We start from the raw sequence: 19,217 nt of genomic DNA, 5'->3' as shown, positions 1-19,217 counted from the left end.
GATTTCTCCCTATTGTTTGCATCGCGCCCGTTTGGCTGGCAACTCGGGGGCAGGTCATGATGAAGACGACACGGCGGCTCAGCCGCGACGAAAGGCGCGCACGGCCGTGAACTGGTTCACCGCTGCCGACTACTGGCTGACCCGCCTGGTCTTCCAGCGGGCGCTGGCCGCCCTGTACCTGGTGGCGTTCCTGACCGCGGCGCTGCAGTTCCGGGCGTTGCTGGGCGAGCGCGGCATGCTGCCGATCCCCCGCTTCGTGGCGCGGATCCCTTTCAAACGGGCGCCGAGCCTGTTCCATCTGCACTACTCCGACCGCTTCTTCGGCGGCTGTGCCTGGGCCGGCTGCGCGGTGGCGGCGGCGCTGCTGGCCGGCGCGGACTCCCTGCTGCCGTTGTGGGCCGGGATCCTGCTGTGGCTGGTTCCGTGGGCGCTGTATCTGTCGATCGTGAACGTGGGCCAGACGTGGTACGCGTTCGGCTGGGAGTCGCTGCTGCTGGAGACGGGCTTCCTGGCCGCGTTCCTCGGCAACGACGAGGTGGCGCCGCCGCTCGTCGTGCTGTTCCTGCTGCGCTGGATCCTGTTCCGGGTGGAATTCGGCGCCGGGCTGATCAAGCTGCGGGGCGACGCGTGCTGGCGGAAGCTGACCTGCCTGTACTACCACCACGAGACCCAGCCCATGCCGGGCCCGCTGAGCTGGTTCTTCCACCATCTGCCGAAGCCGCTGCACCGGGTGGAGGTGGCCGCCAACCACGTGACGCAACTGGTCGTGCCGGTGCTGCTGTTCACACCGCAGCCGATCGCCTCGGCCGCCGCCGCGCTGATGATCGTCACCCAGCTGTGGCTGGTGCTGTCCGGCAACTTCTCCTGGCTGAACTGGATCACCATCGTGCTGGCCGTGTCCGCGCTGCGGCTCCCCGGTTCCGCGCCGTCCGTGCCGGCGGCGCCGCTGTGGTACGAGGTCCTGGTGCTCGCGGTCGGCGCGCTGCTGCTCTTCCTGAGCTACCGCCCGGTGGTCAACATGACCTCCCGCCGCCAGGTCATGAACCGCTCCTTCGACCCGCTGCACCTGGTGAACACCTACGGCGCGTTCGGCAGCGTCAGCCGGGTCCGCTACGAGGTGGTCGTCGAGGGCACGCTGGACGACGTACCGCGCGAGGACTCGGAGTGGCGGGAGTACGAGTTCCGCGGCAAGCCGGGTGACACCCGGTACTGGCCCCGCCAGTTCGCCCCCTACCATCTGCGCCTGGACTGGCTGATGTGGTTCGCGGCGCTGTCCCCCGCCTATGCCGGCGACTGGTTCGGCGGTCTGGTGGAGCGGCTGCTGGAGAACGACCGCGACACCCTGCGCCTGCTGCGCCGCTCCCCCTTTCCGCCGGACACCCCGCCCCGGTACGTCCGCGCCCGCCTGTTCCAGTACCGGTACACCACCTGGCGGGAGCTGCGGGACAGCGGGGCGTGCTGGGAGCGGACGTACGTCCGGGAGTACATGCCACCGGCGCGGCTGACGGCGGTGGCCGGGCGGTCGTGAGTGGCCGGGCCTCCGACACGCGGCTTCGACCCACGGGATCGGCCCGAGGGCTCGGCCTACGACTCCTTTCGGCTCTCCGGGGCAGCCGGGTATGACCGGGTCCGGTAGCGGCTGCGGAACTCGGCCAGCAACGCCTCGGTCGCCTCGGCCCCGGCGCTCACGGCGGCGTGCACGTCACGGAAGTAGTTTTCGTAACCGGCCGGAGTGAAGAGGCACAGTGCGCGTGCCGGGACCGGGCCGGCGTTGCGGAAACCGTGCGGGGTGCCACGGGTGGCTGCGAGCAGGTGCCCGGGGCCGGCCGTCACCTCGCCGTCGCCGGTGTGGAGCGTCAACTCGCCCTCGAGAACGTAGAAGTACTCGTCGTGTCCGTCGTGCACATGGGGCCTGGCACCGATGGTGCCGGGGGCGAGGCTGAACTCCTCGAAGGCGAGGCGTCCGCCCGTGTGCTCGCCGGTGAGCCGGAAGAAGTGCGCGACGCCGGCGGCGTCGATGCGTTCGCCGTCCTCGGGGGCGCGGAGCAGCGGAGCGACGGGAATGCGCGGCTGGTCATCGGTCATGCGCGGCTGGTCATCGGTCATGTCGGCAATTGTGGGACAGACGTTCCCGAGACGCCCGTCGCCCACGCCGTGCGTCACAGACCGTAGACGGCTGTGGCGGTGCCCTCGAAGAGGGCATGGCGGTCCGCATCGCCGAGGTCCGAGGTCAACTCGGCCATGGCGGTGCGCACGTCGCCGTAGGCGGCCGCCAGCGTGCACACCGGCCAGTCGGAGCCGAACATCAGGCGGTCGGGGCCGAAGACCTCCAGCGCCGTGTCCGAGAACGGCCGTAGGTCGGCCGTCGTCCAGGAGGCGGGGTCGGCCTCGGTGACCAGGCCGGAGAGTTTGGCGACGGTGTTGGGAAGGGCGGCGAGTGCGCACAGGGCGGACGCCCAGGGTTCGCGCTCTCCCGCGGCGATCGGAGGTTTGCCCAAGTGGTCGAGGACGAACGTCAGTTGTGGCAGGGCGTCGGCGACCTCGGCGCAGGCCGGGAGCTGGTGGGGCAGTACGACCAGGTCGTACACGAGCCCGGCCGTCGCCACGGCCGCGAGGCCACGCTGTACGTCCTTCCGCACCAGCCACTGCGGGTCAGGCTCGCCCTGGACCTGGTGGCGGATGCCCTTCAGGAAGGACCCGCCGGGCAGTTCGCGCAGCCGGGAGAGTTCGTCGGCGATGTCGGGGCGGGTGAGGTCGGCCCAGCCCACGACCCCGGCGACGAGATCGTGTCCGGCCGCGAGCGCGAGGAGCTCGGGCGTCTCCTCGGCGACGGTGACCGTCTGGACGAGGACCGTACGGTCCACTCCGGCCGCGCGGGCCTCCGGCTCCAGATCGGCGAGGGTGAAGTTCCGGCGCAGCGGCCGGAGTCCTGGCCCTTTGATCCAGTCCTGGTCGCGGATGGACAGGTCCCAGACATGGTGGTGGGCGTCGACGGTCACGGCAGCTCCCGGACGTGGGGGGCGCCGGCACATGGCAGCTCCCAGACGACGGGCAGCCCGGCGTCCGCACCGTCCCGGGAGTAGTCGTGCACGACGTCGAGCAGCTCGGCCATGCGGGCCTGCCAGGCCACGTTGACCGGCAGGTGCTCCAGTTCGGCGAGCAGACGGGTGTAGTCCGCGCACTCCAGCAGGTGGAACAGGTCGGTGCCGCTGCGCCAGATGGTCCAGGAGGTGGCACCGGCGGCACGGATGGCGTCGGTGAGCTCCTTCGGGACCTGGCGGTGGGCCGCCTCGTACGCGGCGATCCTGTCGGAGCGGACCTTGGTGTGCAGGGCGACCCTCATGACGGGCCCTCCTCTCGGGGCAGCAGGCCGGACTCCCGTAGCTCCTGCCAGAACTCCGCCGGGACGGCGGACGCGAACTGGTCGGCGCAGTCGTGGACTTCGGGCGCGGAACGGGGCCCGGGCAGGACACTGGCGACGGCCGGGTGGGCGGAGGCGAAGGCCAGCGCGGCGGCGCGCAGGGTGGTGCCGTGCCGCTCGGCGGCCGCCTTCATGCGCAGGACCCGGTCCAGCAACCGTGGTGGGACACGGCTGTAGTCGTACGTCGACTCGGGCGTCGGGTCCGCCAGCAGGCCCGAGTTGAAGACGCCGCCGAGGACCACCGACACTCCGTGCTCGGCGGCCGCGGGCAGCAGTTCGGCGCCGGCGCTCTGGTCGAGCAGGGTGTAGCGGCCCGCGCACAGGACCACGTCCACGTCGGTGTCGCGGACGAACCGGGTGAGCATCCCGGACTGGTTCATGCCCGCGCCGACCGCGCCGACGACGCCTTCGGCGCGCAGCTTCTCCAGGGCCGGGTAGGCCTCGCGGAAGGCCTGCTCGGCGTGGTCGTCGGGGTCGTGCAGATAGACGATGTCGACGCGGTCCAGGCCGAGGCGCTCCAGGCTCGCCTCCAGGGTGCGGCGGACGCCGTCGGCGCTGAAGTCCCACACCCTGCGGTGGGCGGCGGGTACGGCGAAGCCGTGTGCCAGGTCGTCGCCCGTGCCGTCGGCGGGTTCGAGACGGCGGCCGACCTTGGTGGAGACGGTGAACAGTGCGCGGTCGTGGGCGCGCAGGGCGGCGCCGAGCCGGCGTTCGGACAGGCCGAGCCCGTAGTGCGGGGCGGTGTCGAAGTACCGGATGCCGCGCTGCCAGGCGGCCTGTACGGCCCCCCGCGCCTGCTCGTCGTCCACCGGGCGGTACAGGTTGCCTAGCGTCGCGGCGCCGAAGCCGAGCGGGGTGACCTCGACGCGGCTGCGGCCGAGCCTCGTCACCGGCCCACCGGCCGCAGCCTGAGGCCCTGCATGCCGCCGTCGACGGCGAGGGCGGTGCCGGTGGTGGCGCCGGACAGCGGACTGGCCAAGTAGACGATGGCGCCGGCGACTTCGGCGGCGCAGACCAGTCGGCCGGCGGGCTGGCGGGCCTCCAGGGCGGCGCGTTCGGCGGCCGGATCCGGGGCCGCGTCCAGCAGCCGTCCGATCCACGGGGTGTCCGTCGTACCGGGGTTGACGCAGTTGACCCGGATGCCCTCACGGACGTGGTCGGCGGCCATGGCGAGGGTCAGGGAGTACACGGCGCCCTTGGTGGCGCTGTACAGGGCGCGCTCGGGCAGTCCGGCGGTGGCCGCGATGGAGCAGGTGTTGACGATCGCGGCGCGGTCCGAGCGGCGCAGGTGCGGGAGGGCGGCGCGGGTGGTGCGGACCATGCCGAGGACGTTGACGTCGAAGACGCGTTGCCACTCGGCGTCGTCGTTGTCCTCGACCGTGCCCTGGGCGCCGATCCCGGCGTTGTTGACCAGCACGTCCAGCCCGCCGAGGTCCTCGGTGGCCCGCTCGACGGCCGCGCGGACCGAGGCGTCGTCGGTGACGTCGGCGCGGTGGGCGAGGAGCGGTTTGTCGACGTCCGCCGGGTCCCGGTCGAGGACGGCGACCCGGGCGCCGCGGGCGGCGAGGAGGTCGGCGGTGGCCCGGCCGATGCCGGACGCGCCGCCGGTGACCAGGGCTCTCAGACCCTCGAAGTCGCTCATGCGGCCTCTCCCTTCTGGGTGTCGGGGTCGGCGGCCCAGTAGGTGCCGCCGGGAAAGGTGTACCGCGCGACGGACTCCGGGCGCAGGGCGGCGGAGAAGCCGGGCGCGGTGGGGGCGGTGTAGTGGCCGTCGCGGATGACGACCGGGGTGACGAAGTGCTCGTGGAGGTGGTCGACGTATTCGATGACCCGGTCCTCGGTGGTGCCGGAGACGGCCAGGTAGTCGAACATCGACAGGTGCTGGACGAGTTCGCACAGGCCGACCCCGCCCGCGTGCGGGCAGACCGGGACGCCGAACTTGGCGGCGAGCAGCAGAATGGCGAGGTTCTCGTTGACGCCGGCGACCCGGGCGGCGTCGATCTGGACGATGTCGAGGGCGCCCGCCTGGAGGAGCTGCTTGAACATGATCCGGTTGTGCACGTGTTCGCCGGTGGCGACCTTCACCGGGGCCACGGCGCGGCGGATGGCGGCGTGGCCGAGAACGTCGTCGGGGCTGGTGGGCTCCTCGATCCAGTAGGGGGCGAACTCCGCGAGGGCCTTGGTCCAGCGGATCGCCTCGTCCACGTTCCAGCGCTGGTTGGCGTCGACGGCGAGCCGGATGTCCGGTCCGACGACCGCGCGGGCGACGCGACAGCGCCGGATGTCGTCGTCGAGGTCGGCGCCGACCTTCAGCTTGATCTGCGTGAAGCCGTCGGCGACGGCCTGCGCGGCGAGCCGGCCGAGCTTGTCGTCGTCGTAGCCGAGCCAGCCCGGGGAGGTGGTGTAGGCGGGGTAGCCGCGCTCCAGCAGCCGTGCCCGGCGCTCCCCAGCGCCCTCTCTCCCCCGCCGCAGCAGGTCGAGGGCCTCGGCGGGGGTGAGCGCGTCCGCGATGTAGCGGAAGTCGATCTGCCCGACCAGCCACTCGGGTTCGGCGTCGGCGAGCAGCTGCCACAGCGGCTTGCCGGCCCGGCGGGCGGAGAGGTCCCAGACGGCGTTGACGACGGCCCCGACCGCCATGTGCATCACGCCCTTCTCGGGACCGAGCCAGCGCAGCTGGCTGTCTCCGATCAGGTCTCGGAAGAGCGAGCCCGGGTCGGCGCACAGCTCGGCCACGTCCCGGCCGAGCACATGGTCCCGCAGCGCGTCGATCGCGGCGACCTGGACGTCGTTGCCCCGCCCGATGGTGAAGACGAACCCGTGTCCCTCGTGCCCGTCGGAGGCGTCGGTGCGCAGCACGACGCAGGCCGCCGAGTAGTCGGGGTCCGGGTTCATCGCGTCGGAGCCGTCCAGCTCGCGCGAGGTGGGGAAACGGATGTCGTGGGTGTCGACCGCGGTGACGCGGGCGGGGGCCTGGGACACTGAAGTCCTTTCGTTCGTCGGGCACTTGGCGGCGGGTCAGTCCTGGGCGCGGCCCGTCGTCACGCGCGCGATCACGAGGGCGACGAGGATGATCCCGCCGTAGATGGCCTGGATCCAGAACGACGGCACCTGGGCGAGGGTGAGCAGGTTCTGTACTACGCCCAGCAGGAGGACACCGGTCAGCGCGCCGAACATGGTGCCCTTGCCGCCGTCCAGGCTGATGCCGCCGATCACCGCGGCCGCGAACACCGTGAAGATCATGTTCTGGCCCTGGTTGGCGCTGATCGCGCCGACGTAACCGGTCTGCAGCAGGCCACCGAGCGAGGCGAGGACGCCCGCGACGACGTACACCCCGAGCATCACCCGGTCCACGCGCACGCCGGCCGCGCGGGCGGCGTCCGCGTTGCCGCCGATCGCGTACAGGGCGCGGCCGGCGCGGTGGTACTTCAGCACGAACCCGGCGACGGCGAAGGCGACGGCGGCGAGCCACACCGACAGCGGCACGTTGAGGAAGGTGGTGGTGGCCAGGGAGTAGAAGCTGTCGGGCATGCCGAACAGGGTCTTGCCCTTGGTGGCGCCGACCAGCAGGCCGCGCAGCACGATGAGCATCGCGAGCGTGACGATGAACGCGTTGAGCCGGAACTTGACGACGAGGACACCGTTGAAGGCGCCGATGACCGCGCCGACCACCGGGATCGCGAGCAGGGCGAGCCCGGCCGGGAGTTCGGTGCCCCAGCCGGACTGGCTCGCGGGCAGCACCAGCAGGGCGCCCACGGCCGGTGCGATGCCGACCACCGACTCCAGGGACAGGTCGAACCTGCCGGTGATCAGCACGAGCGACTCGGCGAGCACGACCATCGCGAGCGCGGCGGAGGCACCGAGGATCGAGATCAGGTTCCGCTCGGTCAGGAACGAGTCGTTGACCGCCGCGCCGAGCACCATGAGCAGCAACAGCGCGGGAACCAGGGCGAGTTCACGGGCCCGGCGCAGCAGTACGGTCCTGGCCGACCGGGCGTCCGGGGTCTTCGGGGGTGCGAGCGGCGGGGCGGCCCGGGTGTCAGCCATGGTCAACTCCTTCGATGGAGGCGATCAGCTCGTGGTCGCGCCAGCCGGCCGGGTGCTCGGCGACGACACGGCCGTGGAAGAGGACGAGGACGCGGTCGCAGCGGCGCAGGTCGTCGAGTTCGTCGGAGACGACGAGGACCGCGGTGCCGTCCTCGCGGGCACTGTCCATGCGGGCGAGCAGCGACTCCTTGGACTTCACGTCGACGCCGGCGGTGGGGTTGATCAGGACCAGCAGGCGCGGGTCGGAGGCGAGGGCCCGGGCCATGACGACCTTCTGGGCGTTGCCGCCGGACAGGTCGGACACGGGCTGGTCGGGGCCCTCGGCGTGGATGTCGAGGCGTTCGATCAGCTCGGCGGCGAAGCGGCGCCGTGCGTCGGTTGCGACGAATCCGGCCCGGCCCAGCCGGTCCAGCACGCTCAGCGTGGCGTTGTCGCCGATGCTCATGCCGGACACCAGTCCCTGCTCGTGCCGGTCGCGCGGCACACAGCCGACCCCGGCCCGCAGGGCGGCCCGTACGTCCCCGAACGGCAGCTTCTCGCCGCCCAGTCGGGCGGTGCCGCCGGTCGGGGTGTGCAGCCCGGCGAAGGACTCGGCGAGCTCGGTCTTGCCGCTGCCGCTGGAGCCGGCGAGCCCGACGACCTCGCCACGGCGGACGGTGAGGTCGACGCCCTCGTACGCCGGTGAGGTGAGCCCTTGTGCCTCCAGCAGGACGGGGGCGCCGGTCTCGGTTCCCCCGCCGTGTACGGCCTGCTCGGCGACGGACTCCCCGGCCATGGCCTCGACCAGCGCCGCCTTCGGCAGGTCGGCGACGGGTGCGGTGGTGATCCAGCGGGCGTCGCGCAGCACGGTGACCGTCTGGCAGACCTCGTACACCTCCTGGAGATGGTGGGAGATGAACAGGAAGGTGACACCGGAGTCCTGCAGGGAGCGCATGCGGGTGAACAGCCGCTCGATCTCCCGGTTGTCGAGCTGGGCGGTGGGTTCGTCCAGCACGATGAACCGGGCGCCGAAGCTCAACGCCCTTGCGATCTCGACCATTTGCCGGTCCTCGACCCTGAGGTCGGCGGTGCGCGCCTCGGGATCGACGCGCACGTCCCAGGTGTCGAGGAGTTCGGCGGCCTGCCGGCGCAGCCGGCGCCAGCTGATGACGCCGCGGCCGGTCGGCTGCCGGTTGAGGAACAGGTTCTCGGCGACCGTCAGCTCCGGGACGACGGTGGGCTTCTGGTAGACGCAGGCGACCCTGCGGCGCCAGGCGTCCCGGTCGGCGAGCGAGGGCGCCGGCTCGCCGTCGAAGCGGACCGTGCCCGCGTCCGGGGCCTGCAGGCCGGTGAGGACGTTCACCAGGGTCGACTTGCCGGCGCCGTTGCGGCCGACCAGGGCGTGGGACTCGCCGGACAGGACGGTGAGCCGGCCGTCGACGAGGGCGACGGTGGGGCCGTACCGTTTGACGATGCCCTCGGCTGCTACAAGCGGTGTGCTCATTTGACCGTGTTGCCCCACAGCTTGGGGTCGTCGACGTTGGCCTTGGTGACCAGCGGCGCGGGCAGCTGGTCCTCCAGGATCCCGCTGGGCAGCCTGACGATCACGGAGCCGTGGTCGGTGGGCCCGGGCTTGAAGGTCTTCCCGGCCATCGCCGCCTTGATGTAGTACAGGCCGTACTTGGCGTAGGCGTCGGCGGGCTGGGAGACCGTGGCGTCTATCTGGCCCTTGCGGATGGCGTCGTACTCCTGCGGGATGCCGTCGTTGGAGACGATCGCGATGTGGCCCTTCTGCCCGGCCGGTTTCAGCATGCCCTTGGACTTCAGGGTCTGCAGAGTGGGCGCGAGGTACACACCGCCCGCCTGCAGGTAGATGCCCTTGATGTCCGGGTTGGCGCCCAGCAGCGTGTCCAGCTTGGCGGCGGCGGTGTCGGACTCCCACTTGGCGGGGATCTCCAGCACCTTGAGCTTCGGGTACTTCTTCTTCACGCAGGAGCGGAAGGCCTCGGAGCGGTCGCGGCCGTTGACCGAGGCCAGGTCGCCCATGACCTGTACGACCTTGCCGGTGCTGACGTGCTGTCCGAGGTAGTCGCAGGCCTTCTCGCCGTAGGCCACGTTGTCGGCGCGCACCACCATGGCGACCTTGCCCTTGTCGGGCGCGACGTCCACGGCGACCACGGGCACGCCCTTGCGCTCGGCCTGGTCGAGTCCGGCCTGGATGGCGGCGCTGTCCAGCGGCGCGACCACCAGCCCCTTGACGCCCTGGGTGAGTTCGTTGTCGATGTCGGTGATCTGCTGCGACGGGTCGCTGTTGGAGTTGACCGTCTTCAGCACCTGGACGCCCTCGGACCTGGCCATCTTGGGCACGTAGTCGTTGTACGACTGCCAGAACGGCGAGGTCAGCAGTGGCAGGATGACGCCGACCTCGCCGGTGCCGCCGCTGCCCGCGCTCGCGGTGTCCTTGGTGCTGCCGCAGGCGGCGAGCATGAGCGAGGCGCCGGCGGCCAGAGCCACCGCGCCGATGATCCGGGACCTGCTGCGCTTCCTGACAGTGCTGGCGGGCATCTCGCGGCTCCTCGTCGAGGGTGTTCGAGCAGACGACGCATACTTATCAGACCAATAAGCCGCGTCAACACCCTCGTGCAGGGAAAATTCGGCAAGGTAAGCAGTAGTGGTCGGACCACTCGGCTGGCTAGACTGCGGCACAACGGGGGGAAGGAGGAGTGGCGTGGACGAGGAGGCCCCACAGAAGGGCACGGTGACGCAGCGCGCCATCGAGGAGATCAAGGCGATGATCGCCGAGGGCCGGCTGGAGCCCGGCGAGCGGCTGCCCACCGAGCGGGATCTGGCGGCCCGGCTGGGCATCTCCCGCAGTTCGATGCGGGAGGCGATCCGCGCCCTGACCGTGATGGGCGTCCTGGAGGCCCGGCACGGCTCCGGGATCTACGTCACCGCGCTGGAGGCCGGCGACCTGCTGGAGACCTTCGGGGTGGTCGCGGACCTGTCCCGGGGGCCGCGCCTGGTGGAACTCCTCGAGGTCCGCCGGATCCTGGAGTCGACGGCGACCGCGCTGGCCGCCGCGCGCATCACCGAGGACCAACTGGCCGCCGTGGGGAAGCACTTGGCGGCGATGAACGCCACCGACGACCCCGAGGAGATCCTCGCCCACGACCTCGCCTTCCACCGCGAGATCGCCGCGGCCGCGGGCAACGAGACCATGGCCGCCATCCTGGAGGGCCTGTCCTCCCGCACCTTCCGCGCCCGCGTCTGGCGCGGCTACCAGGAGGAGGGCGCCTTCGCCCGCACCCGCCGCGAACACGCCGCCATCCATCGCGCTCTCACCGCCCGCGACCCGGAGGCGGCACGCGCGGCGGCAGCGGCCCATGTCGGCGAGGTGGAGGAGTGGCTGCGGGCACAGCTCGGGGGGCAGAGCGGGGAGTGAGCTGGGGCGCCCGGCCCCCCGGCAGGGCCCCTCGACCGCCTGGAGCACCTCGCCGGGGATCGGGCACCGGTCCGGCGTCCGCCCGACGGACGCGGGCGCCGGTGCCCGTCTCCGGCGCCCGTCAGCCCCGCCGCAGCCTGAGCGTCGTCAGTTCGAACGGCCGCAGCCGTACGGTGATCCGCTCGCCGTCGCGCTCCGGCGGCTCGGTGCCCCCGCCCGGTCGTTCCAGCAGGTCCGTCACCGTGACGTCCGCGACCTCGAAACCGGCCGTGAGGGTCGCCCGGGCCCGGCCGCCGTGGGCCTCGTGGAAGCGGACCACCACGTCTCCGCTGGCGTCGTCGGCGAGTTTGACCGCCGTGATCACGACGGCGTCGTTGTCCACCGTGACCAGCGGCGCGACCTCGTGGGCGCCGGTCAGGTGCCGTTCCGGCAGGTTGACCCGCCAGCCCTCGCGGACCGCGTCGGCGATCGAGGCGCCCGGGATCAGAGCGTGGCGGAAGCGGTGGACGCCCTGATCGGTCTCGGGGTCGGGGAAGCGCGGGGCGCGCAGGAGGGAGACGCGCACCGTGGTCGTCGTACCGCGGTCGCCGTCGGTGCGCACGGTGCGGGTCACGTCGTGGCCGTACGTCGAGTCGTTGACGACCGCCACGCCCCAGCCGGGTTCCTCCAGGTGGACGAAGCGGTGGTTGCACGCCTCGAACTTGGCGGCCTCCCAGGAGGTGTTGGTGTGCGTGGGGCGGAAGGCGTGCCCGAACTGGGTCTCGGACGCGTACCGTTCGGCGTGCAGGTCGAGCGGGAAGGCCAGCTTGAGGAACTTCTCCGTCTCGTGCCAGTCGACCTCGGTGTCGATGACCAGCCTCCGCTCGTCCGGCGGCAGTGTCAGCACCTGGGTGACCCGGGAGGCGCTGAAGCTCCGTACGATCCGCACCGACGCGCCGTCCTCGCCGGTCTCGACCGACTCGGCGTCCGTGAGGTCGGTGACGGTGTTGCGGTAGAAGGAGTCGACGTCCCAGGCGTCCCACATGTTCGGGAAGTCCGGGTGGAGTTGGAGCAGGTTGGCGGCCCGGCCGGGCGCGACGGTCTCGCGGTCGGCGTCGAGGTCGTACGCGGAGACGACGAGGCCGTGGGCGTCGATCTCGATGCGGAGCAGGCCGTTGTCCAGGACGTGACCGCCCGCGGTGCGGGGGGTCACATGCGTTCCCCGCGGCAGGCTCGGCGCCCCGGCACCTCCGGCGGGAACACCGTGCCGGCTGTGCGGTGCCGGGTTGAAGACCAGGTGCCGGGTCCCCTCCCCCGCCAGGGCCCGCTGCGCCGCACCGGTGATCGCCTCCAGCTCTCCGGCGATCCGCTCGTACGTCGCCCGTGCCTCCCGGTGCACCCAGGCGATGGACGAGCCGGGCAGGATGTCGTGGAACTGGTGCAGCAGGACCGTCTTCCAGATCCGGTCCAACTCCTCGTAGGGATAGGGAGATCCGGTGCGTACGGCCGCGGTGGCCGCCCAGAGCTCGGCCTCACGCAGCAGGTGTTCGCTGCGCCGGTTGCCCTGCTTGGTCTTCGCCTGGCTGGTGAGGGTGGCGCGGTGCAGTTCGAGGTACAGCTCGCCGACCCAGACGGGCGGCTCGGGGTACTCGGCCTCGGCTTTCTCGAAGAAGGCGCGGGGTGTCTCCCAGACCACGGTGGCCGAGCCCTCGAGGTCGCGCAGCCGGGCCGCCTTGGCGACCATCTCGCGGGTGGTGCCGCCGCCTCCGTCGCCCCAGCCGGTGGGCGCGAGGGAGTGGCGGGCGCGGCCCTTGTCCTTGAAGTTGCGTGCCGCGTGGGCGAGTTCGCTGCCCTTCATGGAGCAGTTGTAGGTGTCGACGGGCGGGAAGTGGGTGAAGATCCGGGTGCCGTCGATGCCCTCCCACTGGAAGGTGTGGTGCGGGAACTTGTTCGTCTGGGACCAGGAGATCTTCTGCGTGAGCAGCCACTTGGCACCGGCCGCCTTGATGATCTGCGGGAGCCCGGCGGCGAAGCCGAAGGTGTCGGGCAGCCAGGCCTCCTCGTTCTCGATGCCGAACTCGTCCAGGAAGAACCGCTTGCCGTGCACGAACTGACGGGCCATCGCCTCCGAGCCCGGCATGTTGGTGTCCGACTCCACCCACATCCCGCCGGCCGGCACGAACCGCCCCTCCGCCACGGCCTTCTTCACCCGCGCCCACACCTCGGGCCGGTGCTCCTTCACCCAGGCCCACTGCTGTGCCTGGGACATGGCGAAGACGAACTCCGGCTCGTCCTCGATCAGCGCGGTCATGTTGGAGGTCGTACGGGCCACCTTGCGCACCGTCTCGCGCAGCGGCCACAGCCAGGCCGAGTCGATGTGCGCGTGCCCGACGGCGCTGATCCGGTGCGCGGACGGTACGGCGGGGGCCGACAGCACACCGGTGAGCTCGGCGCGGGCCCGGCCGGCCGTGCCGGTCACGTCCTGGAGGTCGACGGCGTCCAGGGCCCGCTCGACGGCGCGCAGGATGTCGTGCCGGCGCGCGGAGTCCACGGGCAGCTCGGCCATCAGCTCGCCGAGCACCTCCAGGTCCATGACCAGCTGCCACACCGGCTCGTCGAAGACGGCGAGGTCCATGCGGGTGAGTGTGTACTGCGGCTCGTGGCCGGCGGTTTCCCTGTCGCCGAGCTGGGTGGGCAGGAAGGGGTGGTAGTCGAGGATGACCGGGTTGGAGGCGGCCTCGATGTGCAGGACCACCTCCTCGCCGCCCGCCACCGGGGTGCCGATGCGCACCCACTGGTTGCGGGGGTTGAGGCCCTTCACCGGGGTGCCGTCGGGCCGGTAGACCAGGCCCTCGCACTGGAAGCCGGGCATGTTCTCGTCGAAGCCCAGGTCGAGCAGGGCCTCGACGGTCCTCCCGGCCCACGCCTCGGGCACGGTCCCGGTCACCCGGAACCAGCTGGTGCCCCAGGGAGCACCCCACCGGGCGCCGACCTGGATGGGCTCCGGCTCGGCGGCGAGTCCCTCCTCGACCGGCACGGGCTCGCCGGGCGCGTGCCACACCGCGACCTGCAGCGGCACGGACTCGGGGTACACGGCGGGGCGGATGCGTTCGTCGAGGACGCGCCTGAGGCGGGCTTCCACCAGAGTGCGGTCGTCATGCATGCGGGGTGCTCCCTGCGGGTTCCGGGTGACTGCGGTCGTTACCAGGGGTGGGTGACGGTGACGGGGGTCGAGGTGGTGTAGAGCTCCCCCACGGCACGCAGTTCGAATCGTGCGGCGGTCTCTCCTTGCTCGGGCTGCAGCCCGGTGAGGGAGCAGGCGCGCTGGCAGGTGCCGCCGAGGAAGCGGCGGGTGCCGTCGGGCAGGAGGCGGTGCAGCTCGTAGTGGCGGACGGCGCCGGGGGCGGCGTTCCAGGCGAGCCGGAGGTCGCCGCCGGTCGCGGCGGTGACGCGGGCGCCCGTGGGGGCCTGGGGGGCGGTGACGGTGTCCCGGACGGCGAGGCCGCCGAGGCGCCAGCGCACCGGGCCCTCGGTGGCGGTGAGCCGGACACCGAGGGCGTGGACAGTGCCGGTGCCGGTGCCGGTGCCGGTGCCGGTGTCGGTGCCGGTGTCGGTGTCGGTGTCGGTCAGCCCGGTGAGCGGAAGTGCCACGGTGTACCAGCCGTTGACCGACTTCACGCGCCTGCCCGTGTTGATCGAGTTCACAGCCAGATAGGTGTACGGAGGTGTCGCCCCGGCCCCGCTCGGCTCGGCCGTCGCCACCGCCAGCTCGACGTTCACAGCGCCGGCGTCGGTCCGGGAGGTGAGCTCGACAACCGAGTTCACACCGATCGGCAGCCGGGTCGCGTACAGATCCACCACGACCGGTTGATCGAGCTCACCGTCCACCAACACGCTGCTGCCGCCCCGCCAGGCATCGGCGAAGTCGAAGGAGACCGCCGGCCGCTCCCCCGCCGTGCGCACCACCCATCGCCGCGCCGGCAGCCGGTCCTGGACCCCGAGATGGTTCCAGGCGGCGTCCGAGGTGACCGCCCCGTCCTCGTACCAGCGCAGCCCGTGCCCGGTGTTGAACACGCTCGCGAACGGCACCGAGGTCACGGTCGACCGGTCGGCGACCGACACCGCCGGCGCCCGCCACGGATCACTCGCGTCCGGCCGGGACGGGTCCAGCGAACGTCCCGTCCAGAACCGGTCGTCCGCGGCGTGGAAATCCTCCGGGGCGCGTTGGTCGGCGGGCAGGTGGTTGCGGGTCCACTCCGGCCGGTAGAAGCCGATCGAGGTGACGTGCGGCCTGCCGGACGGCACGATCGCGTCCCAGTCCACCGACGTACCGGACCCGTTCGACTCGACGTCGACACCTGCCCACAACTCGTATCGGCTGCGGCCCATTTGATCCGCCTTCGTCCCCGAGGAGGCGAGCGTGGCCGCGCTCCACCGGAAGTCCACGAACATGTCGTCGGCGGCCTGGAAGAAGGCCCGGTTCTGGCTGTTCAGTGCGCCCTGCCAGCTGACCGTGCCGTTCACCGTCATCGCGTCGTACCAGGTCACCCGCTGTCCGCGCGCCGCCCCGAGCGTCCGCAGCTCCTTGACGAACCCGAGCATGGCCTGGCCGAGTGCCGTGTTCCCACCGCCCGTCTCGGCGTTCACGAACCAGCCGTCGAAGCCGTGGGCCGCCGCGACCGCGACGAGTTGCCCGGCGAGGGGACAGTGCCCGGAGCCGTCCTTCTGCACGAGGTCCCGGGTCCACTGGAGCTGTCCGCCGTACGCCACCGGTGGCAGGAAGATGTTCCCGAGCACCGGGACGCCGTGCCGGTGGGCCGCGTCCACGATCGGCGCGTTCGGCGCAAGGATCAGGCCCTCCCCGGCCGAGCCGCCCCAGAAGACCAGTTCGTCCAGGTAGGCCCAGTGGGTGAGGGCGTAGTAGTCGGCGGTGGCCGAGCCCTGGGAGGGGTTGCCGGAGGTGGGCCCGAAGGAGACCAGGGCCTGGATGCGGGCCTGGCCGGTCCGGGCGGTGGTGTTCGCCGGGGTCGGGGTGAAGCGGGCGGCGAGCGGCACGGACGCGGCGTTGAAGGCGAGGTCGGGGTCGTCGGCCGCGCGCCAGCTCTTCAGACTGCGCCAGGTGATGCCGGGGCCCGGGCTGCCGGCGGGCAGCGAGTCCGGGTACCAGTAGGAGGCGTACGGCGGGGTCGCCGCGGCTTTGGGGCGGGCGGCCGCGAAGGCGGGCTGCGGGAAGAGGCCGGCGGCAGTGCCGGCGATCAGGACGGTGCGTCTGCTGGGGTTCACGAGCGGGTGCCTCCATGTGGGGCGGGGAGTACCTGATCGGGTGTGACGACCTCGGTGATGCCGCGTGCGGCGAGGTGTTCCTTGTCGTCCGCACGGGTGTCGAGGACGGTGGTGGGGCGGGCGCCGTCGGCGACGAGCCGGAAGAAGGCGTCGAAGACGACTCCGCCGGGGGCGCAGCGGGAGCGGCGGCCCGGGTCGTCGGGTACGACGAGGGCCGTGGTGCGCGGGGCGGGGGCCGCGTGCCGCCGGTGTGCCGCCTCGGCCAGCACGCGGGCGGTGTCCTTGGGCCGGCGCTCGTCGGTGAACAGGCCGAGTCCGTATTCGAGTTCGGGGAAGTCGGCGAGCTCGCGCGAGACGTCGTAGGAGCACCACCAGGTGATGCCCCACAGGTCGGGGCAGTCCAGGGCACGGGCGACGGTCGCCTCGGTGAAGGCGGCGGCGTGCTCGGCGGGCACGAGCGGCGCCGGCGCCCCGACCTCCTGGAGCCATACGGGCCGGTGCGGCTCCCCGGCCCAGGCCTTGCTCAGCTCCACCAGGTAGGCGGCGTGGTGCTCGGCCGGCACGGAGGTACGGCCGTGGCGCTGGGCGGTGCCGTTGAACACCCAGGAGTGCACGGCGGTGAGGTCGCCGAGCCGGGCGGAGTGGCCGGGGGTGAAGGGCTGGTCGTCCTGGTACCAGGCGGCGTCGTAGGAGGCGTGCAGATGGAGCCGGTCGGGGGCGCCGTCGGCACAGGCGGCCAGCATCCGCGACAGCCATCGCTCGGCCTCGTCCGCCGTGATGCGGTCGGGGTCGGGGTGGGGGCCGGCGGCGAACTGGTTGACCTCGTTGCCGACGGTCATGCCGAGGAAGTTCGGCCGGTCGGCGAGGGCGGCGGCGAGGGTGCGCAGATAGGCGGCCTGGCCCTCGACCACGTCCGGGTCGGTGAAGAGGTTGCGCCGGTGCCAGGTGCGGGTCCACGCGGGCAGGAAGTCGAAGCTGCTCAAGTGCCCCTGCAGGCCGTCGACGTTGACGTCCAGGCCGCGTTCGGCGGCCGCGTCGGCGAGGGCCACGAGCTGCTCGACGGCGCGCGGGCGGATCAGGGTCCGGTTGGGCTGGAAGTAGGGCCACAACGGGAAGACCCGGATGTGGTCGAGGCCGAGCGCGGCGATCGCGTCGAGGTCGGCGCGCACGGAGTCGAGGTCGAAGTCGAGCCAGTGGTGGAACCACCCGTTGGTCGGTGTGTAGTTGACGCCGAAGCGCACGGCAGGAGGCATGGAGTGTCCTAGTGACGTACGGGTGTTCAGCCCTTGACGGCGCCCTCGCCGACCCCGCGGAAGAAGTACCGCTGCAGGCAGGCGAACAGCGCGATGAGCGGGGCCACGGCGATCACGGTGCCGGCGGCGACGAGGCGTTCGTCGTTGGCGAAGGTGCCGTGCAGGTAGTTCAGGCCGATGGTCAGGGTGAACTTGGACGGGTCGCTGAGCACGATCAGGGGCCACAGGAAGTCGTCCCAGGCGCCCATGAAGGCGAAGATCGCGACGACGGCCAGCGTCCCCTTCACCGAGGGCAGGGCGACCCGCAGGAACCGCTGCCGGACGTCGGCGCCGTCGACATAGGCCGCCTCCTCGATCTCGTAGGGCAGGTTGCGGAAGGCGTTGCGCATCAGCAGCACGTTCATCGCGCCGATCGCGCCGGGCAGCACGACCCCGACGAGCGTGTTGTTCAGGCCGAGTTCGCGCATGGTGGTGAACTGTGCGATGACGATGCCCTCGACCGGCACGAGCATGGCCAGTACGAACACCAGCGTGGTCACGCGCCGGCCGCGGAAGCGCAGCCGGGCCAGGGCATACCCGGCGAGCGCCGAGCCGACGCAGTTGGTGACGACGTTGGCGGTGGCGACCTTCAGCGAGTTCAGGGCGTAGTCCCAGACGGGGATGGTGTCGGCGACCCGCGTGTAGTTGTGCAGGGTGGGACGGGCGGGCAGGAAGCTCGGCGGCGAGCTGTAGATGTCCTCGGTGGGGCCCTTGAGGGAGGTGGACAGCTGCCACAGGAACGGGCCCACCGTCAGCGCGAGGACGACGAGGAGCAGCAGATAGCGCCAGACCAGCTCGCCGACGCGGATACGGCGGCCGTGTTCGTCGGTGACGCGCGGCTCCTTGCGCACGGTGACCGGTGGCTCGGGCCGTACCGTCTCCAGGACGCTCATGACTCCTCCCTCCGGTCGGCGCGCAGCACCAGCAGCATGAGCGCGACGGTGACGACGAACACGACGACCGAGAGCGCGGAGGCGTAGCCGACGCGGCCGGTCAGGCCGGTGCCGGTGCGCTGGACGAGCATGACGAGGGTGGTGTCCTCGCCGGCCGGGCCGCCGCTCGGGCCGGCCATCAGGTAGACCTCGGAGAACACCTTGAAGGCGGCGACCGAGGAGAGGGCGGCGACCAGCACCATGGTCGAGCGGACGGCGGGCACGGTGACCGAGAGGAAGCGGCGCACCGGGCCCGCGCCGTCCACGGCGGCGGCCTCGTGCAGTTCGCGCGGTACGTTCGCCAGCGCCGCCAGATAGATGATCATGTAGTAGCCGAGGCCCTTCCACACCGTGACGGCCATGGCGCTCAGCAGGAGCAGCCACTGGTCGCTGAGGAACCCGACCCGGCCGATCCCGACCGTCTCCAACAGGGAGTTGACCAGGCCGCGTTCGTCCAGCAGCCACACCCAGATCAGCCCGACCACCACGATCGAGGCGACGACCGGGGTGTAGAAGGCGGAGCGGAAGAAGGTGATGCCGGGGATGTTCTTCTGCACCAGCAGCGCCAGCAGCAACGGCAGGATCACCAGGGCGGGTACGACCCCGAGGATGTACAGGGTGCTGTTGCGCAGGCCCGTCCAGAACATGTCGTCGTGGAGCAGCTCGCGGAAGTTGGCGAGGCCCACGAAGTGGCCCGGCAGCAGGGTGCGGCGGTCGGTGAAGGAGTTCACCAGGGTGGAGACGAACGGGTAGAGCACGAAGGCGCCGGTGACGAGCAGCCCGGGAGCGGCGAACAGCCACGGGCTGAGCGGGAGTTGGCGCCTGATGCGGACGGGCGTGGCCAT

At 71.8% G+C, this 19,217-nt stretch carries 16 protein-coding genes; 2 read left to right on the top strand and 14 right to left on the bottom strand.

All coding sequences use genetic code 11. The features are described 5' to 3' along the window. The first annotated feature begins 106 nt into the window (after positions 1–106). Complete coding sequence (locus ACWGJ5_RS00520; protein WP_453307593.1) at positions 107–1,528, top strand: lipase maturation factor family protein; 1,422 nt, start codon at positions 107–109, stop codon at positions 1,526–1,528. Between the two features lie 56 nt (positions 1,529–1,584). Here the strand turns inward: ACWGJ5_RS00520 and ACWGJ5_RS00515 are convergent, their stop codons facing one another. From ACWGJ5_RS00515 to ACWGJ5_RS00475, 9 genes are read right to left on the bottom strand one after another with little or no spacing between them, the layout of a single operon-like run. Then, positions 1,585–2,106 (bottom strand): cupin domain-containing protein, encoded by a 522-nt coding sequence (locus ACWGJ5_RS00515; protein WP_453307592.1) that lies wholly within the window; start codon positions 2,104–2,106, stop codon positions 1,585–1,587. Between the two features lie 53 nt (positions 2,107–2,159). After that, positions 2,160–2,999 (bottom strand): amidohydrolase family protein, encoded by an 840-nt coding sequence (locus ACWGJ5_RS00510; protein ID WP_453307591.1) that lies wholly within the window; start codon positions 2,997–2,999, stop codon positions 2,160–2,162. After that, complete coding sequence (locus ACWGJ5_RS00505) at positions 2,996–3,343, bottom strand: L-rhamnose mutarotase (RefSeq protein WP_453307590.1); 348 nt, start codon at positions 3,341–3,343, stop codon at positions 2,996–2,998. The genes ACWGJ5_RS00510 and ACWGJ5_RS00505 overlap by 4 nt, the downstream gene beginning before the upstream one ends. After that, positions 3,340–4,311, bottom strand: a complete 972-nt coding sequence (locus tag ACWGJ5_RS00500; RefSeq protein WP_453307589.1) for an aldo/keto reductase — start codon at positions 4,309–4,311, stop codon at positions 3,340–3,342. The genes ACWGJ5_RS00505 and ACWGJ5_RS00500 overlap by 4 nt, the downstream gene beginning before the upstream one ends. Continuing rightward, positions 4,308–5,063: an SDR family NAD(P)-dependent oxidoreductase gene (locus tag ACWGJ5_RS00495; RefSeq protein ID WP_453307588.1), complete on the bottom strand. Its 756-nt coding sequence runs from the start codon at positions 5,061–5,063 to the stop codon at positions 4,308–4,310. Before ACWGJ5_RS00495 ends, ACWGJ5_RS00500 begins: the two co-directional genes overlap by 4 nt. Then, positions 5,060–6,400 carry an L-fuconate dehydratase gene (locus tag ACWGJ5_RS00490; RefSeq protein WP_453307587.1) on the bottom strand — a complete coding sequence of 447 codons (1,341 nt, stop codon included), beginning with the start codon at positions 6,398–6,400 and terminating at the stop codon, positions 5,060–5,062. The genes ACWGJ5_RS00495 and ACWGJ5_RS00490 overlap by 4 nt, the downstream gene beginning before the upstream one ends. 36 nt (positions 6,401–6,436) lie before the next feature. After that, on the bottom strand, positions 6,437–7,465 hold the full coding sequence (locus ACWGJ5_RS00485) for an ABC transporter permease (protein WP_453307586.1): 1,029 nt from the start codon (positions 7,463–7,465) through the stop codon (positions 6,437–6,439). Beyond that, positions 7,458–8,948: a sugar ABC transporter ATP-binding protein gene (locus ACWGJ5_RS00480; protein ID WP_453307585.1), complete on the bottom strand. Its 1,491-nt coding sequence runs from the start codon at positions 8,946–8,948 to the stop codon at positions 7,458–7,460. The genes ACWGJ5_RS00485 and ACWGJ5_RS00480 overlap by 8 nt, the downstream gene beginning before the upstream one ends. Then, positions 8,945–10,009 carry a sugar ABC transporter substrate-binding protein gene (locus ACWGJ5_RS00475; protein WP_453307584.1) on the bottom strand — a complete coding sequence of 355 codons (1,065 nt, stop codon included), beginning with the start codon at positions 10,007–10,009 and terminating at the stop codon, positions 8,945–8,947. The genes ACWGJ5_RS00480 and ACWGJ5_RS00475 overlap by 4 nt, the downstream gene beginning before the upstream one ends. A gap of 163 nt (positions 10,010–10,172) precedes the next feature. Here ACWGJ5_RS00475 and ACWGJ5_RS00470 point away from each other — a divergent pair, with 163 nt between their 5' ends. Continuing rightward, positions 10,173–10,886: a FadR/GntR family transcriptional regulator gene (locus tag ACWGJ5_RS00470; protein WP_453307583.1), complete on the top strand. Its 714-nt coding sequence runs from the start codon at positions 10,173–10,175 to the stop codon at positions 10,884–10,886. Between the two features lie 121 nt (positions 10,887–11,007). On the opposite strand, the gene ACWGJ5_RS00465 is transcribed toward ACWGJ5_RS00470, so the two are convergent. Genes ACWGJ5_RS00465 through ACWGJ5_RS00445 form a run of 5 tightly spaced genes read right to left on the bottom strand, consistent with a single transcriptional unit; the run spans position 11,008 to position 19,217 of the window. Further along, complete coding sequence (locus ACWGJ5_RS00465) at positions 11,008–14,028, bottom strand: alpha-mannosidase (protein ID WP_453307582.1); 3,021 nt, start codon at positions 14,026–14,028, stop codon at positions 11,008–11,010. A gap of 38 nt (positions 14,029–14,066) precedes the next feature. Next, positions 14,067–16,148: an endo-beta-N-acetylglucosaminidase gene (locus tag ACWGJ5_RS00460; protein WP_453307581.1), complete on the bottom strand. Its 2,082-nt coding sequence runs from the start codon at positions 16,146–16,148 to the stop codon at positions 14,067–14,069. Next, on the bottom strand, positions 16,145–17,401 hold the full coding sequence (locus ACWGJ5_RS00455; protein ID WP_453307580.1) for a glycoside hydrolase 5 family protein: 1,257 nt from the start codon (positions 17,399–17,401) through the stop codon (positions 16,145–16,147). The genes ACWGJ5_RS00460 and ACWGJ5_RS00455 overlap by 4 nt, the downstream gene beginning before the upstream one ends. A gap of 26 nt (positions 17,402–17,427) precedes the next feature. Beyond that, positions 17,428–18,333, bottom strand: coding sequence for a carbohydrate ABC transporter permease (locus ACWGJ5_RS00450; RefSeq protein WP_453307579.1), 906 nt, complete (start codon positions 18,331–18,333; stop codon positions 17,428–17,430). Continuing rightward, the gene (locus ACWGJ5_RS00445) at positions 18,330–19,217 is read right to left on the bottom strand and encodes a carbohydrate ABC transporter permease (protein WP_453307578.1); all 888 of its coding nucleotides are present in this window, start codon (positions 19,215–19,217) and stop codon (positions 18,330–18,332) included. The genes ACWGJ5_RS00450 and ACWGJ5_RS00445 overlap by 4 nt, the downstream gene beginning before the upstream one ends.

The organism is Streptomyces sp. NPDC054783, assembly GCF_053611725.1.
The sequence above is the reverse complement of the archived record's forward strand: the minus strand, read 5'-3'. Positions and strand labels throughout refer to the sequence as shown.

Bases quoted from the DNA above. Each gene is read 5' to 3' on its own strand.
- ACWGJ5_RS00445 (WP_453307578.1), bottom strand. From the start codon at position 19,217: ATGGCCACGCCCGTCCGCATCAGGCGCCAACTCCCGCTCAGCCCGTGG.
- ACWGJ5_RS00480 (WP_453307585.1), bottom strand. From the start codon at position 8,948: ATGAGCACACCGCTTGTAGCAGCCGAGGGCATCGTCAAACGGTACGGC.
- ACWGJ5_RS00465 (WP_453307582.1), bottom strand. From the start codon at position 14,028: ATGCATGACGACCGCACTCTGGTGGAAGCCCGCCTCAGGCGCGTCCTC.
- ACWGJ5_RS00455 (WP_453307580.1), bottom strand. From the start codon at position 17,401: ATGCCTCCTGCCGTGCGCTTCGGCGTCAACTACACACCGACCAACGGG.
- ACWGJ5_RS00485 (WP_453307586.1), bottom strand. From the start codon at position 7,465: ATGGCTGACACCCGGGCCGCCCCGCCGCTCGCACCCCCGAAGACCCCG.
- ACWGJ5_RS00450 (WP_453307579.1), bottom strand. From the start codon at position 18,333: ATGAGCGTCCTGGAGACGGTACGGCCCGAGCCACCGGTCACCGTGCGC.
- ACWGJ5_RS00495 (WP_453307588.1), bottom strand. From the start codon at position 5,063: ATGAGCGACTTCGAGGGTCTGAGAGCCCTGGTCACCGGCGGCGCGTCC.
- ACWGJ5_RS00505 (WP_453307590.1), bottom strand. From the start codon at position 3,343: ATGAGGGTCGCCCTGCACACCAAGGTCCGCTCCGACAGGATCGCCGCG.
- ACWGJ5_RS00475 (WP_453307584.1), bottom strand. From the start codon at position 10,009: ATGCCCGCCAGCACTGTCAGGAAGCGCAGCAGGTCCCGGATCATCGGC.
- ACWGJ5_RS00515 (WP_453307592.1), bottom strand. From the start codon at position 2,106: ATGACCGATGACCAGCCGCGCATGACCGATGACCAGCCGCGCATTCCC.